This window comes from Clostridium autoethanogenum DSM 10061 (assembly GCF_001484725.1).
Lineage (GTDB): Bacteria > Bacillota > Clostridia > Clostridiales > Clostridiaceae > Clostridium_B > Clostridium_B ljungdahlii.
This window is the reverse complement of record NZ_CP012395.1, coordinates 2,233,964-2,247,667: the sequence shown is the minus strand read 5'-3', so window position 1 is coordinate 2,247,667 and position 13,704 is coordinate 2,233,964. Positions and strand designations below refer to the sequence as shown.

The window sequence follows — 13,704 nt, the reverse complement described above, 5'->3', positions numbered from 1 at the left end:
GCATTATGGCAAATAATAGAGAAGGCGGAAGAAGAAATTCCGGCAAAATGAGAAGAGCTAAGAGAAAAGTTTGTGCTTTTTGTATGGACAAATCTGAATTTATAGATTATAAAGATATAAATAAATTAAGAAAATATGTTACAGAAAGAGGAAAAATCCTTCCAAGGAGAATTTCTGGAAACTGTGCAAAACATCAAAGAGAACTTACAGTAGCTATAAAGAGAGCTAGAAACATAGCTTTACTGCCATTTACAACAGAGTAGTTTATAAAGTGAAGAATTTTTATTCTTCACTTTTTTTAAATTATATTTAGTTTTTTTACTATAGATTTAATTTATGTATGATTTGGCAGCATAATCAATGTTAATTTATTGCATAAAGCTATGAAAGCAACTAAAATATAATTAAAGGCTAGGAGGATGATTGTATGAAAAAAGAAAATTTCAACATAATGTATAATGTTAAGATAATAGAAGATTTAAAGGCTAATCTTTTATGTATAGTAGCAGATTTTTTTAAATTGCTTACAAGAGGCAGTAATGTAGCACAAGAATCCATACTAGACTGTATTTCCGGGGGAATAATAGTATTATATTTACTTGCAGAGAGGCTTGGTTATTCACATAAATCAGTAGATCAAACTATGAAAAAGAAATTGAAAATTGGTATAATTGAAGAAGACAAAATAGAAAAGGATGGCAAAGATTTAAGTAAACTATATAGTTATCTCAAAGAAAGGGAATAATGGAGGTAAAAATGCAGAATAAGACATATAACACAAGAGCCTTAGCAGAAGCAGGGCTTACCATAGCACTTACAGTAATAATAATGCTTGTAAACATATATGTACCTATAGCTTCCTTAGTTGCTAATTTTATAGTACCAATACCTATAACGATTTTGTATATTAGGCATAATTATAAGGTTACTTTGATTTCTGTAATAGCTAGTGGTATATTTATAGCAATGTTTTACAATCCTATATATGCAATATCTTCAATGATAATGGTTGGATTTACGGGAGTTGTACTAGGATATTGTGTGAAAAATAAAAAAAATTTTGGAACTACAATTATCTTTCTTTCCATAGCAATGGCTTTAGGAACAACAATCTATACCACTATATACATAACTTTAATGAGTAATGATGGAATATATGGTTTTGTAAGTAAAATAGTGAAAAATTTCAACCAGTCCATGGAAATAAGTAAAAGTATTTATCAGCAGGCAGGCGTATCCAGCAGTCAACTGGCACCTATAGAAGATTTAATTAAGATGTTTACACCAGAATATATTATGAGACTTATTCCAGGAGTAATTATAGCTAGTTCAGTTATTTTGGCATATCTAAATTACACAATAACAAGGGTTGTGCTTAAAAAGTTAAAATATGAAGTTAATGAAGCAAAACCTTTTAATCAATGGTATATGAATACAAGAATAGGAACATTAGTTGGTGTTATACTTGTTTTAGGAATATTATTTAACAGAAACAACATGGCAATTGGACAGTATTTAATTAATTCTTCAGGACTTATACTTGAACTTGTATTTTTACTAGATGGAGTATCATTGATTACATACTATCTTATGAATAGGTATAAGGTATCTAAAAAAATTATTGTTTTGATTATAGTATTTACAGTTATGACTAAGCTGTCCCTAGTGTATGGCTTGGCTGGATTTATAGACATGGTATTTGACTTTAGAAAACTAGACCCTTATAGAAAATTGAAAAAATAGTAACTGGGGGCTCATTTAATGGATAATAAGTACAATTACTTTATAAAGGGTAATAAAGTGTACATGGTGATAATTGCTCTTCTTATTTTAATATTGATGGCATATGGGCATATGATAGTAGGAATTATAGCTATCTGTCTATATGCATTTCTTGTAATTTACAATGTAAAAAATACCGAATATAAAAAGAGTAAGTGGAAAAAGTTTATAGAAGATTTTTCATCTCAACTTGATATAGCTACCAGAAATACACTTGTAAAGCTTCCTTTCCCACTTGTTATAATAAAAATCACCGGTGATGTACTCTGGTATAATCAAAACTTTTCCTCCATACTAGAAGGAAAGGATATACTAGGTCAAAATATTAAGAATGTGGTAAGAGATTTTAATGTTAAGCAGGTGGCAAATGGAAAGGAAACTATATTTAGATATATAAAGATTAAGGACAAATATTATGATATATATACTAATATAGTTGATACTTCAGAAAACTCTAAAGATAAAATTATGCTCTTATATTTCTATGATGTAACAAAACCCTTTAAAATTATGAATTCAGTAAATGCAAACAAAGATGCAGTAATGTTAATGGAAGTGGACAATTTTGATGATGTAGTAAAGCCTATGGAAGAAGATGATAGACCACTTATAATAGCTGAAATAGAAAGAACTATAAATAGTTATGCTCAGAATTTAAATGCTATGATAAGAAAGTATGAATCAAATAAATATGTATTTTGCATACAAAATAAGTACATAGAAAAAGAAATGGAAAAGAAATTTGAAATACTTGATACTATTAGAGAAATAAATATGGGAAATAAACTTGCAGTAACTTTAAGTATTGGAATTGGCAGGGGTGGTGATACTCCCTTGGAGAATGAAAAATATGCAGTATCGGCTAAGGAATTGGCACTAGGACGTGGAGGAGACCAGGCAGTTGTAAAAAATGGAGATAAACTTTTGTTTTATGGAGGAAAGACTAAGGAAATTGAAAAAAGAACAAAAGTAAGGGCTAGGGTAATAGCTCAGGCTCTTGTAGATATAATAAAGGATAGTAGAAATGTATTTATAATTGGACACATGAAACCAGATATAGATTGTTTAGGATCTGCTGTTGGAATTCGCAGTGTAGTTAGTTTAATGAATAAAGAATGCTTTATCATATTAGATGATAGTAATGAAAGCATAAAAGTTATATTAGATAAGATAAAAGAAGAGAAGGAATACGATAATGTTTTTATACACAGCAAAAATTGTGAAGATAAGATAGATGAAAATAGCCTTCTTATAATTGTAGATGTACATAGTGAAGGACATGTACAAAATATGCAATTAGTTAAGAAGTTTGATAGAATAGTTATAATAGATCATCATAGAAGAACTACAGATCTCATTAAAAATTCTCTTTTAAGTTACATTGAACCTTATGCTTCATCTACCTCTGAATTGGTTACTGAAATGCTGCCTTATATGGTAGAAAAACCAAATATAAAGCCAATAGAGGCAGAAGCACTTCTAGCAGGCATATGTGTGGATACAAAGAATTTTTATTTTAAAACTGGTGTAAGAACTTTTGAAGCCGCTTCATTTTTAAGAAGATTGGGAGCAGACACCATAGATATAAAAAAGCTTTTTTCCTATGATTTTGAAACTTATTTAAAGAGAGCTGAAATTATAAAATCAGCAAAGATAAATAATGGTATTGCTATAGCAGTATGTCCCCCAGAAATGGCAAATTTATTATTAGTTGCCCAAGCAGCAGATGAGCTACTAAATATTACAGGTATTCAAGCATCCTTTGTTTTTGTTAAAATAAAAGATGAAGTATTTATTAGTGCTAGATCCTTAGGGGATATAAATGTTCAAATTATACTTGAAGGCCTAGGAGGGGGAGGACATATGACTATGGCAGGAGCTAAATTAGAATCTGTAACCATAGATGAGGCTATAGAAAAATTAGATGAGGCTATAAATGAATATACTGAGGAGAGTGAAGAATAGATGAAAGTTATATTATTAAAGGACGTAAAAACTTTAGGGAAAAAAGGGCAAGTAATAAATGCTTCAGATGGATATGCTAGAAATTATTTAATACCAAGGGGAGTTGCAGAAGAAGCAAATCAGTCAAATCTTCATATATTGAATAACAAAAAGGAAGCAGAGAGAAAAGAAAAACTTGCTGAAATAGAAGCAGCACAAAAACTTGCTGCTAGCTTAAAGGGCAAAGAGATAAAACTAACTGTAAAATCAGGGGAAAATGGAAGGTTGTTTGGATCAATAACAGGAAAAGACATTTCAGATGAATTAAACAAAAAATTTCATATAAATGTGGATAAAAAGAAAATAGCAGTTAACAACATAAGACAACTTGGTACCTATGATGTAGAAGTTAAATTGTATCCTGAGATATCCACTAAAATAAAAGTAGTTATTGCAGAGAAATAAGGAGGAAAATTTGTGAAATTACAATTTGTTGATGGATTAAATAGGGAATTAAATGATTCTATTCCAATAAATACTCAAGTAAAAGTTTTATATGATCTTTTGAAAAAGATAATGGATAAAGGTACTGTGAATGCCAGAGTAGTAAGGTATAATTTAAAAGGCTATATGAATAGTGAGAATTTATTTGAAAGAATATATGCTCTAAATAAAATAGTTAGTGATGGAAAAGGATTAACTGAGATACCAGATGAATCAAATGTATATGATGCACTAGAAAGCACCAACAATTGGATAGCAGAAACATTAGCAGAAAGATATGTAAGAACTAAGATTGAAAAGGAAGTAGAGAAAAACCTTACAGAACATCAGGACAAATATATGGATGAGGTTAGACTCAGTATTATAAAAAAGCGAAAAGGACCTGAAAACGCAAAAACCTTGAAAAAGTATGCTCAACTTGAGGTACTGGATTCTAAGGGGCTTAGCAAAAACATTCAAAAACTTCTAAGACCAGAAACTTTTGATGAAATAATTGGCCAAGAGAGAGCTATAAAGTCTATACTGTCTAAAATAGCATCACCATATCCGCAGCATATAATTTTATATGGGCCGCCGGGAGTAGGGAAAACTACAGCAGCTAGAATTGCTTTAGAAGAAGCAAAAAAGTTAAAATTTACACCTTTTAGAAAAGATGCTAAGTTTGTAGAGGTAGATGGAAGTACTTTAAGGTGGGATCCTAGGGAAATTACAAATCCACTTCTTGGATCTGTACATGACCCTATATATCAAGGAACTAAGAGAGACTTAGCGGAAGTAGGAGTACCAGAACCAAAACCTGGACTTGTTACAGAAGCTCATGGTGGAGTTCTTTTCATTGATGAAATAGGAGAATTGGATGAAATGCTCCAGAATAAGTTGCTAAAAGTACTGGAAGATAAAAGAGTTGAGTTTTCATCTTCATATTATGATCCAGATGATGAGAATATACCTAAGTATATAAAGTATTTATTTGAAAAGGGAGCTCCTGCAGATTTTTTACTTATAGGAGCTACAACTAGAGAGCCAAGTGAAATAAATCCTGCCCTTAGATCAAGATGTACTGAGGTTTATTTTGAGCCGCTTTCTGTGAAGGACATACAGAGAATAGTGGAAGATGCCGCTGAAAAACTTAATATTGAAATTGAGAGTGGGGTTTCTGAACTTATAAGTAAATATACAATTGAAGGTAGAAAAGCTATTAACATATTATCAGATGTCTATGGGTATGTACTTTATAATAATGGAATAAGTGATTTAAATGATAAAGTTAAAATTTCAGTAGAGGATTTAAAGAAGGTTATATCTATAAGTAGATTTGTACCTTTTGAAGAAGTGCCTTCAAAGTCTACCTATGAAATTGGCCATATTTATGGATTAGGAGTAAGTGGATATATAGGCTCTACTATAGAGATAGAAGCTGTTACATTTGAAGCTAAAGAAAAAGGCAAGGGAATTGTAAGATTTAATGATACAGCAGGAAGTATGGCAAAAGATTCTGTATTTAATGCAGCTTCAGTTATAAGAAAAATAACAGATAAAGATATGAGTGATTATGATATCCATGTAAATGTAATAGGCGGAGGAAGGATTGATGGTCCTTCAGCAGGAGCTGCTATTACAGTATGTATTATAAGCGCCCTTTTACAAAAACCTTTAAGGCAAGATGTAGCTGTAACAGGAGAGATATCTTTAAGAGGAAAGATAAAACCTGTAGGTGGAATATTTGAAAAAGCTTATGGTGCTAGGAGAAAGGGAATAAAGACAATGTTACTACCTGTAGAAAATTTAAAAGAAGTACCTACTGATATTAAGGATATAGAAATTAAGGCTGTATCAAATATTGAGGAACTTATAGAATTGATCTTCTGATTCTAAATAAACAGAGTGTTAATTTGAAACAATTTCTATTTCACCTGTAGATCAATTAAGCAAATGGTAACATTTAATTCTAGGGAGTGAGACATCTGTATGGATACATCTATTAGAAGCATACCTCATAATATAGAGGCTGAACAAGGTGTAATTGGATCTATGCTTATTGATAAAACTTCCATAGCTGAAGCTATGGAAGTTCTAAACACCGAGGATTTTTATAAGGATTCACATAAGGTTATTTTTGATTCAATACTTGATTTGTATAAAAAAGATATAGCTGTAGACATAATAACTTTGACTGAAAACTTAAAATCGAGATCAAAACTTGAAGCAGCAGGTGGTATAACTTATATAAGTGAACTAAGCGGATCAATAGTGTCCACTGCTAATTTAAAATCCTATATAAAAATTGTAAAAGATAAATCTGTTCTGAGAAAACTTATTAGGGCTTCTACCAAGATAATAGAAGAAAGTTATAAAAATCAGGATGATGTTGTAGGAACCATTGATATGGCTGAAAAATCTATATTTGATTTGTCAAGTAATAGAAAAGTTTCTGATTTTGAGCCTATGAATGTTGTACTTGAAAGAGGATTTACTGAAATAGAGAGGTTATTTAACAATAAAGGTGAAACTACAGGAGTAGCCTCTGGATTTAGAGAGTTAGATGCTAAGACGTCAGGTTTTCAAAAGGGAGATATGGTACTTGTGGCGGCTAGGCCTTCTATGGGTAAAACAACTTTTGCCTTAAATATAGCGGAATATGCGGCTTTAAGGGAAGGTAAAAAAATAGCTATGTTTTCTCTTGAAATGTCAAAAGAACAATTAGCTTATAAGCTTTTATGTTCCGAGGCACATGTAGATATGCTTAATTTAAGAACGGGAAATTTAGAAGATAAGGACTGGGAAAATATAGCTAGAGCTTCAGGGCCTCTTGCTGCTGCAAAGATATTTATAGATGATACTGCAGGTATAACCATTATGGAAATGAGGTCTAAATGCAGAAGATTAAAGATGGAACATGGTATAGATATGATAGTTGTGGATTACCTACAGCTTATGAGTGGAGGTAAAGGCTCAGAGAATAGGCAGCAGGAAGTTTCAGAGATATCCAGATCCATAAAAGCACTAGCAAAGGAAATGGAATGTCCTGTTATTGCCTTGTCCCAATTATCACGTGCGCCTGAAGCTAGAACGGACCATAGACCTATGCTGTCAGATTTAAGAGAATCCGGATCAATAGAGCAGGATGCAGATATAGTTATGTTTTTGTACAGGGATGAATACTATGATAAGGATACAGAAGATAAAAATGTTGCGGAATGTATTATTGCAAAACAGAGAAATGGTCCTACAGGCACTGTAAAATTGGCCTGGATGGGTCAGTTCAGTAAGTTTGGTAATTTAGATGTTATACATCAGGAATAGCTAAAAAGCACTGTAAAGTTTATTTACAGTGCTTTTTAGTCTGATTATATTGATTTCGTAGTAAGTAATTTTTTATTGTATATCTATTTTCTTACCTTGTCTTTTACCTTGTGAAAGTTTTGGAAGGATAACTTTTAAAACTCCATCATTAAAAGAAGCTGTAATGTTTTTGTCATCTACATTATCAATATAAAAACTTCTTCTGAATTCACCATATCTTCTTTCACGTCTTACAAAGTTTTCGTTTTTATCTTCTATAGAGTCATCCCTTTTTGCAGATATGGTCAAGTAGTTATTATTAAAGTCTAAGTCTATAGAATCTTTATTTATTCCTGGTAGATCAGCACAAACTATATAAGAAGTTTCATTTTCCTTAAGATCAACTTTAAAACCATTGCCAAAACCATTCATGTTCATAGGTGCAAAAAAGTCATTATTAAAGAATGAATCTACAAAGTTATCGAATGCATCGCCTCTTTTTAAAGAATTGTTTTTTCTAAATGGAACCATATCAAACATAATGAATACCTCCTAAATAAAATTTTATTATTTTCTAAAAATTATCAAATTTTATTAATGTATATCTATTTTTTTGCCGTTTCCTTTTTCTCTATTAAGTTTTGGAAGATCAACTCTTAAAACTCCATCTTTAAAGGAAGCTGTAATATTTGAATCATCTACATTGTCGATGTAAAAACTTCTTTTGAATTCACCGTATCTTCTTTCACGCCTTACAAAGTTTTCATTTTTATCTTCAATAGAATCATCTCTTTTTGCACATATAGTCAAATAATTGTTGTTAAAATCTAAGTCTATGGAATCTTTATTTATTCCTGGTAGATCAGCACAAACTACATAAGAAGTTTCATTTTCCTTAAGATCAACTTTAAAACCATTGTCAAAACTATTCATGTTCATAGGTGCGAAAAAGTCATTATTAAAGAATGAATCTACAAAGTTATCGAATGCATCACCTCTTTTTAAAGAATTGTTTCTTCTAAATGGAACCATATCAAACATAATGAATACCTCCTTATAGATTTTATTTTCTATGTTTTCTAAATTGTTTTTATATTTTGTAAATCCTTATTACAGTTATTATAGTACAATAAAGGTCAAAGAAAGTCAAAGTCTAAAAATAAATGAATGGCATAGATATGATTAGTTATTATTAGAGCTAACTATATAATTTAGTATTATCCATATATTTTCAAGATATGCTAAGAAATCAATCATATTTGGATGATTATGATAACAATATAAAAAAATTTTTTTTATATTTGATTAAAATAGAATTTTGTATTAAAATAGTATTGTGTTTTGCTCCTATGGCTCAGATGGTAGAGCAACTGATTCGTAATCAGTAGGTCACAGGTTCGAATCCTGCTAGGAGCACCAAGAAAGAATTTCACAGGTTCTAAATACAGAAACACTCACTTGTTTATTGTAGTGATATTACAGTAGACTAGTGGGTGTTTTTGTGTGTTCTTTGATTGGACTTAATACCACTATAGGGTGTTTAATTAAAATTTATATCCTTTAGGGTATACACTATGTTTTGGAAAGGATATAGGAGGATTAATAGGTGGTCTTAATTTTGCTGGCTTAAAAGGAGTAGAATTTGCGCCAAACGTCAATTATGGAAGTACAATTCCACAGCAAGCATTTATGCTATTTCAGCTTATGTTTGCCATAGTAACTGCAGCAGTTTCGGTAGTAAGTTGGAGTGTTTGTGAATTTACTTATAGAAAGAAAGTAACTTCTCTTGGAGTTGTTAGTGGAATAGTTGCAGGTCTTGTAGCTATAACTCCAGCTGCAGGTTTTGTAAGCCCTCTAGCTTCAATGATTGTTGGTTTAGTAGCAGGAGTTATATGTTATATATCTATTACTTTTATTAAGGCTAAGTTTGGATATGATGATGCATTAGATATCTTTGGATGTCATGGTGTAGGAGGAATATGGGGGGAATCGCTACTGGAATATTTGCATGGAAGTCAGTAAATTCAGCTGGTGGAAATGGATTAATACATGGAAATCCGAAATTGATTGGAATTCAGGTTATAGGCATTTTATCTAGTATTATATATGTAGCAGTAGTTACATTTATTATAATTAAAGTAATTAATGTCGTAAGCAGTATAAGAGCAAGTGAAAAAGATGAACAGATGGGTTTAGATATTACAGAACATGGTGAAGAAGCCTATGGAGGATTGTAAGTTTAATATAAATATAAAAATATAGTTGAAAAGTCTTTATAAAATAGTATAAAATTTAAATACATAATATAAATTTGTATTTTAAGTGATTTCGGAATTAAAATCTGAAAAGAGTAGGTAACCTTTGAAATCGTACTTGATATAATATTATGTAAAGGATTAATTTACGGATTTGTACATTTTAAGTATCCAGATCAATGCTAGTAGAATTATGAAAGAAACTGAAATATATTTAATAAGGGAGGTAAAACAATGGGTAATAAACTTAAAAAGGTGGATATTATTACTCACAAAGCTAAATTAGAGGAATTAAGAGAAGCATTAAATGACATTGGTGTTACAGGTATGACTGTTACAAATGTTTTAGGGTGCGGAGTACAAAAAGGTTATAAGGAATATTATCGTGGGTTGACCATGGATATTAATCTACTACCAAAAGTAAAATTAGAAGTGGTAGTCTGTGAGGTACCCGTAGAGCTTGTTATTGAAACTGCTAAAAAAGTACTTCATACAGGAGAAATGGGTGATGGAAAAATATTTGTTTATGATATTGAAAACGTTATACGTATAAGTACTGGTGATGAAGGGAGAAAAGCCTTACAATATAGTAAGCCTTAGATTTAATATTAAATGGAAATACCCACTTGTTTATTGTAGTAATATTGCAGGAGACTATTGGGTGTTTTCTTATTTGTAGTTTTTTCATAAAATAGACATATGGTGGATTCAACACAAATTTACTTATATACAAATGTAAGGGATATATTTCAATTTATATAAATAAGATGTATAATATATGTTGTATTTATAGTAAATTACTTGGGGGGAAAGATATGTTATCACCAATAGTTGAAAATACAATATTCAATTCTTTAAATGATTCACTGCAATACATAGATATACTTTTTTATCATCATATGACTATATATATTACTGATACAGAAAAAATTTTGAAAATTCTTTACAGCGATAAACTAAGTTTAGGAGACAAGGAAGGAGATCCGATACCTAAAGTAGGTCCTCCAGCTGAGGCATTAAAAACTGGGAAACCAGTAATAGAAGTTGTTCCTAAAGAATTGTATGGAGTACGTTTTAGATCATATTCAATTCCAATTAAAGACAACAATAACAAGGTGATAGGTCTTTTGCTAGCAGCACAAAGTCTTGAAAATATGGATAAGGTGCTGACTCTATCTAAAAATGTATCTGGTTCTCTTAAACAAATGTCTTTGGCAAGCAGTGATATTTGTGAGCAAATCCAAAACATAGTTAACTCAAATGAAGATACTTCTAATGCATTAAATAAAGCTAATAAAAATGCTAAAGATACAAATGAAATCTTGAAATTTATACAAAGCATTTCAAAGCAGACAAATCTTTTAGGATTAAATGCAGCTATTGAAGCTTCAAGAGCAGGAGATAATGGAAAAGGATTTGGTGTAGTTGCACAAGAAATAAGAAAGTTGTCTAAATCAAGTAGTGAATCAGTTAAAGAAATTGATTCTGTTCTAAAAGAAATTACTAGCTCTATGGAGCTTGTTACTAATAGCATAAATAAATCAAATTCCAATTTTGAGGCAGCAAGTAGTGCAATAGAGGAAATAACTTCATCTATTCAAGAACTTTCTTCAACTGCTGAAGTATTGGAAGAAGTATCTAAAAAAATTTAATTAGCATAATATAAAAATGCTAATTGATAATCAGTAGGCCTGCAGGGTCAAATGCTGCTATAACTGCCAAAAAATGAATGGTTATAGGAATTACAACTGCTTATCTTTTGGCTTTTGAGTGCAACTGGAAATCCAATTAATTATAGTACAGAGGTTACGGCAGCTTAGTAAGTAAAAATAGCGCATGTATAGTAGTTTTAGTAATTTAGCATATAATTTGTGAATATTTTCACTAAATTGGGCTCAAATCGATGTTTCTTAGTTATTAAACAAATTTCCCATTTGAAAGAAGGGTCTTTAAAAGGAATCGGATAAATGTCCTCATAGTTAATATCTTTAGCCATGAAATCAATACTTATTCCAATACCTTTATTGAAATGACTTAGTTTATGAACGGTAATAATTTCTGAGGTAGTAAAGACTATATTTGGTTCAAAACCTGATTCTCTGCATTTATTAATAAAGTTGTGATAAAAATGAAATTTTTCATTAAGAATAATAAATCTTTCGTTTTTTAATTCTTTAAAATCCACTGATGTTTTTTTAGACAATGGATTTTTTTTATTTACTAAAATGCAAGGATACTGAGATTTAATGGCAGTAGAATTAAAAGTTTTTTCATTAATAGGGCCAATTGAAACAGCTAGATCTGCTTTTTCATTCATAACAACTTCTTCACAAATTGAATCAGGATAAGTTTTTATAACTAACTTAATGTTAGGATAAGTTTTTTGAAAGTCAGATATAATATCTGGTGATAGAGCATTAAGAACTCCAAAGCTAAAACATACGGTTAGAGTTCCCTCATTGATATTAGCCATTTTATTCATGTCATCTAAAATCAAATCAAACTCCTGTACAATATGTTCCGATCGTTTTTGCAAGTATTGCCCATATTTTGTTATTTTGATTCCTTTAGGTGTAGTATGAAGTAAAGGATATTGAAGTTCTTCTTCCAAATTACTAATTGCCTTGCTTAAGCCCTGTTGAGTAATATAAATTTCTTTAGCAGCCTTTGAAAAACTCTTATGTAGGAACAGGAATATGGCTGAAGTCGTGTTGAGGTATAAATGGCATGATGTTGTATAGAAATATTCCTGCGTCTTTAACAGTTTTAGCTATTGAACCTATATGTTGGTTATTAATGCCTGGAATCAATACCGAATTTACCTTATTTACATAGGATATATAATTTTACTTCCAATACATGGATCCACAGCGTTTACAGTAACTGTTATAGTTCTTACTCCTACATCATAAATTTCTTGGGCATACTTATTAGGAATAGGAGCTAATGGGCACATAGGCTTTAATGAACCAGATGTTAATTTTTGGATGGAGATGAACATAGATTTATATAAAAATTAAATCTATGCTCATCCCCCAAATATATGGAGTAAGGATTTAGAAGATAAGTTCTATATTGTGTTTATGTAAAAAATCTATCCAATCTTGAGAAGGACTAATATCTGTAACTATATAGTCTATATTATTAAAATCAAACAAGTGGATAAAAGCTACTTTGGTAAACTTTGAACTGTCTACTAATAGAAATACTTTGCTAGATTGACTAGCCATAGCTCTTTTAAGTTCAACTTCAGATTCATTAGAATCAGTAATACCTTTATTTTTATCAAGTCCCTTACAACTTATAAAAGCTAAGTCAACATTATATTTTTTTATAACATCTTTGGAGATAGAACCTGTTAATGACATTGAATTGTAATTAAAAATTCCTCCAGTTGAAATAACATTTACGGAGGATCTTGATAAACTATTTAATATTTCAATGGAATTGGTCATAACAGTAATATCTTTAATTCCTTTGCATAGTTTCAATAATTCTAGAACAGTAGAACTTGAATCTGCCATAATTGTAGATTTTTCTTTTATAAATGGAAGTGCTTTTAGGGCAAGTTTTTGTTTTGCATCTAAATTTCTTGTTGCTCTTTTCAAGAATGGTTGATCATCATTAGTCTGTTCTCTATTTAATATAGCCCCTCCATAAGTTCTTGTTACGATGCCTTCCTGTTCTAATTTTTCTAAATCTCGACGAATAGTTTCTTCTGTAACTTCAAATAGTTTACTTAAATTATTTACATAAATCTTTTTTTCGTTCATAATAATTTCTTTTATCTTTTGTTTTCTTTCTATTGCTAGCATAGGACAAAATACCTCCCATTAGTATATAAAACTATAATATATTATTTATTGTAACAGAATATAGTCCTTAAATCTATAGAAAGCAATACAAAATGTTGCTTTATGTTGTTTTGAGACTTAAG

At 30.4% G+C, this 13,704-nt stretch carries 13 protein-coding genes, 1 tRNA gene and 1 pseudogene; 11 read left to right on the top strand and 4 right to left on the bottom strand.

The window, feature by feature from the left end; all coding sequences use genetic code 11:
* The first annotated feature begins 5 nt into the window (after positions 1-5).
* From rpsR to CLAU_RS10205, 7 genes are all read left to right on the top strand, one after another.
* On the top strand, positions 6-263 hold the full coding sequence (gene rpsR / locus CLAU_RS10235; RefSeq protein WP_013240840.1) for a 30S ribosomal protein S18: 258 nt from the start codon (positions 6-8) through the stop codon (positions 261-263).
* 164 nt (positions 264-427) lie between these two features.
* Positions 428-745 carry a MazG-like family protein gene (locus tag CLAU_RS10230; RefSeq protein WP_013240839.1) on the top strand — a complete coding sequence of 106 codons (318 nt, stop codon included), beginning with the start codon at positions 428-430 and terminating at the stop codon, positions 743-745.
* Positions 746-756: 11 nt separating this feature from the next.
* Entirely contained in the window at positions 757-1,743 is a 987-nt protein-coding gene (locus CLAU_RS10225) for a YybS family protein (protein ID WP_013240838.1), read from the top strand.
* Between the two features lie 18 nt (positions 1,744-1,761).
* The gene (locus CLAU_RS10220) at positions 1,762-3,747 is read left to right on the top strand and encodes a DHH family phosphoesterase (protein WP_013240837.1); all 1,986 of its coding nucleotides are present in this window, start codon (positions 1,762-1,764) and stop codon (positions 3,745-3,747) included.
* On the top strand, positions 3,748-4,191 hold the full coding sequence (gene rplI, locus CLAU_RS10215) for a 50S ribosomal protein L9 (RefSeq protein ID WP_013240836.1): 444 nt from the start codon (positions 3,748-3,750) through the stop codon (positions 4,189-4,191).
* Between the two features lie 12 nt (positions 4,192-4,203).
* On the top strand, positions 4,204-6,099 hold the full coding sequence (gene lonC / locus CLAU_RS10210) for a Lon family ATP-dependent protease (protein ID WP_013240835.1): 1,896 nt from the start codon (positions 4,204-4,206) through the stop codon (positions 6,097-6,099).
* A 99-nt stretch (positions 6,100-6,198) separates the two neighbouring features.
* Positions 6,199-7,533, top strand: coding sequence for a replicative DNA helicase (locus tag CLAU_RS10205; protein WP_013240834.1), 1,335 nt, complete (start codon positions 6,199-6,201; stop codon positions 7,531-7,533).
* A gap of 72 nt (positions 7,534-7,605) precedes the next feature.
* Here the strand turns inward: CLAU_RS10205 and hsp18 (CLAU_RS10200) are convergent, their stop codons facing one another.
* On the bottom strand, positions 7,606-8,052 hold the full coding sequence (hsp18, locus tag CLAU_RS10200) for a heat shock protein Hsp18 (protein ID WP_013240833.1): 447 nt from the start codon (positions 8,050-8,052) through the stop codon (positions 7,606-7,608).
* Between the two features lie 54 nt (positions 8,053-8,106).
* Positions 8,107-8,553, bottom strand: coding sequence for a heat shock protein Hsp18 (gene hsp18, locus CLAU_RS10195; protein ID WP_013240832.1), 447 nt, complete (start codon positions 8,551-8,553; stop codon positions 8,107-8,109).
* Between the two features lie 302 nt (positions 8,554-8,855).
* On the opposite strand from hsp18 (CLAU_RS10195), the gene CLAU_RS10190 reads away from it, so the two are divergent.
* The 4 genes and pseudogenes from CLAU_RS10190 (at position 8,856) to CLAU_RS10170 (ending at position 11,419) form a co-directional block, all read left to right on the top strand.
* A tRNA-Thr gene (locus CLAU_RS10190) sits at positions 8,856-8,931 on the top strand.
* A 141-nt stretch (positions 8,932-9,072) separates the two neighbouring features.
* Positions 9,073-9,749: pseudogene (locus CLAU_RS20075) on the top strand (ammonium transporter); the annotation flags it as partial.
* A 252-nt stretch (positions 9,750-10,001) separates the two neighbouring features.
* Entirely contained in the window at positions 10,002-10,367 is a 366-nt protein-coding gene (locus CLAU_RS10175) for a P-II family nitrogen regulator (RefSeq protein ID WP_013240829.1), read from the top strand.
* A 215-nt stretch (positions 10,368-10,582) separates the two neighbouring features.
* Complete coding sequence (locus CLAU_RS10170; RefSeq protein WP_013240828.1) at positions 10,583-11,419, top strand: methyl-accepting chemotaxis protein; 837 nt, start codon at positions 10,583-10,585, stop codon at positions 11,417-11,419.
* Between the two features lie 197 nt (positions 11,420-11,616).
* Here the strand turns inward: CLAU_RS10170 and CLAU_RS10165 are convergent, their stop codons facing one another.
* Together CLAU_RS10165 and CLAU_RS10160 are read right to left on the bottom strand one after the other, a co-directional pair.
* A complete protein-coding gene (locus CLAU_RS10165; RefSeq protein WP_242825739.1) occupies positions 11,617-12,459 on the bottom strand; it encodes a LysR family transcriptional regulator in 843 nt (280 codons plus the stop codon).
* Between the two features lie 364 nt (positions 12,460-12,823).
* Entirely contained in the window at positions 12,824-13,582 is a 759-nt protein-coding gene (locus tag CLAU_RS10160; protein WP_013240826.1) for a DeoR/GlpR family DNA-binding transcription regulator, read from the bottom strand.
* Positions 13,583-13,704 lie beyond the last annotated feature (122 nt).

What these genes read in the sequence shown, in the direction of transcription:
- CLAU_RS10175 (WP_013240829.1), top strand. Translation starts at nt 10,002, where the DNA reads ATGGGTAATAAACTTAAAAAGGTGGATATTATTACTCACAAAGCTAAA.
- CLAU_RS10160 (WP_013240826.1), bottom strand. Translation starts at nt 13,582, where the DNA reads ATGCTAGCAATAGAAAGAAAACAAAAGATAAAAGAAATTATTATGAAC.
- hsp18 (WP_013240832.1), bottom strand. Translation starts at nt 8,553, where the DNA reads ATGTTTGATATGGTTCCATTTAGAAGAAACAATTCTTTAAAAAGAGGT.
- rplI (WP_013240836.1), top strand. Translation starts at nt 3,748, where the DNA reads ATGAAAGTTATATTATTAAAGGACGTAAAAACTTTAGGGAAAAAAGGG.
- rpsR (WP_013240840.1), top strand. Translation starts at nt 6, where the DNA reads ATGGCAAATAATAGAGAAGGCGGAAGAAGAAATTCCGGCAAAATGAGA.
- CLAU_RS10225 (WP_013240838.1), top strand. Translation starts at nt 757, where the DNA reads ATGCAGAATAAGACATATAACACAAGAGCCTTAGCAGAAGCAGGGCTT.
- CLAU_RS10220 (WP_013240837.1), top strand. Translation starts at nt 1,762, where the DNA reads ATGGATAATAAGTACAATTACTTTATAAAGGGTAATAAAGTGTACATG.
- hsp18 (WP_013240833.1), bottom strand. Translation starts at nt 8,052, where the DNA reads ATGTTTGATATGGTTCCATTTAGAAAAAACAATTCTTTAAAAAGAGGC.
- CLAU_RS10170 (WP_013240828.1), top strand. Translation starts at nt 10,583, where the DNA reads ATGTTATCACCAATAGTTGAAAATACAATATTCAATTCTTTAAATGAT.
- CLAU_RS10230 (WP_013240839.1), top strand. Translation starts at nt 428, where the DNA reads ATGAAAAAAGAAAATTTCAACATAATGTATAATGTTAAGATAATAGAA.
- CLAU_RS10205 (WP_013240834.1), top strand. Translation starts at nt 6,199, where the DNA reads ATGGATACATCTATTAGAAGCATACCTCATAATATAGAGGCTGAACAA.